Genomic DNA, 1251 nt, shown 5'->3' with positions numbered 1-1251 from the left:
GAACACGATGTGATGCACCACCCACACCAACACGTGCTCCGCCTCCCCCACCTTCAGCACCTTCGCCCTCAGCAGCGGCCCTCGCTCCAGGTCGAACGGCCCGCGCGCCTCCTCCTCCACTCGCGCCTTCACGTCCCCTTCCTTCACCTCCTCCACGCGCAGGCTGAACTCCACCGCCTCGTGGATTCGCTGCACCGGCCGGCCGTCCACTTCGCCGAACGTCGTCCGCAGTGACTCGTGTCGCCTCACCACCTCGAGGAACGCCTCCTCCAGCGCTCCAACGTCCAGCCGCCCTTTCAGCCTCGCGGCGAAGGGAGCGTTGTAGGCGGACCCATCCGGGTCGAGCTGCGCGAGGAACCACAGTCGCTGCTGCGCGAAGGACTGCTCCACCACGCCACCGTGCGGCTGGTGCACCAACGGAGGCCGACGCCCCGCTCGCTCCACCTTCGTGCGGGTGGACTGCTCGCTCTGCGACATGGTGCTCCTCGGGTCCTCGTGAAGCCCCGTGACACCGGTGACCGGGCTGCGGGACTCCCGCGTGAGAGGCAATGAGAGGAAGAGACCGGATGCGTGCGTCAGGCCACGCGGAACTTGTGCCGGGAGTCACCCGGCTCACCCTGACCTGGCTCGACCCCGCGCTCCGGCAGGAGCAGGTCATACGGGTCCATCGCATCCCCCGCGAGGCACTCCAGCTCCACGTCCATGCCCAGCCCATATCGCCGGGCCAGCTCCGTGAGGACACGCGTCACCGCCTCGTCCTCCAGCGAGAAACCCGTGGAGTCGAACACCGTGGACCGCTTGCGCCAGTCCTCGTAGCGCTCGGGATGCTGCACGACCTCGATGATGCCCGGCCCAATCTGCTCGGGCCGGAGCTGCTGGCACTCCCCTTCGACGAGCGCCTGGGGAAGGAAGTCCGGGCACACCAGGCTGCGCTCCAGCAGCGAGCGAGGCAGCTCCACCTTCCCCGGCAGGTCCGAGCCCACCGCGTTGACGTGCACCCACGGCCGCAATCGCCCGTCCTCCAGCACCGGCCCTTCACCCACCCCCACGGACGTCACCGTGCACAGGATGTCCGCCTCCGCCTCCACCGCCTCCCGTGGCGCCGCGCGAACATCCAACCCCAGGAACCCCACCCGCTTGGGAAAGGAGCGCTGCACCGCCGCGTCCACGTCAAAGGCAAGCACCCGCTCCACGGGCCACACGCGGGACAACGCGTGCAGCTGCGTGACGGCCTGCGCCCCGCACCCCACC

Annotated in this window: 1 protein-coding gene and 1 pseudogene; both read right to left on the bottom strand. The window is 69.6% G+C overall.

Annotated elements, in window-relative coordinates; all coding sequences use genetic code 11:
* Nucleotides 1-477: condensation domain-containing protein (locus tag FJV41_RS49175; protein ID WP_220137972.1), on the bottom strand; the 477-nt coding region annotated here is incomplete at its 3' end.
* Between the two features lie 98 nt (nt 478-575).
* Nucleotides 576-1251, bottom strand: a pseudogene (locus tag FJV41_RS49170) (ornithine cyclodeaminase family protein); the annotation flags it as partial.

Origin of the sequence: Myxococcus llanfairpwllgwyngyllgogerychwyrndrobwllllantysiliogogogochensis (genome assembly GCF_006636215.1) — a bacterium.
In the GTDB taxonomy this organism is placed as follows: Bacteria; Myxococcota; Myxococcia; order Myxococcales; family Myxococcaceae; genus Myxococcus; species Myxococcus llanfairpwllgwyngyllgogerychwyrndrobwllllantysiliogogogochensis.
Note: the sequence above shows the minus strand (reverse complement) of the source record. Positions and strands in the feature narration are given on the sequence as shown.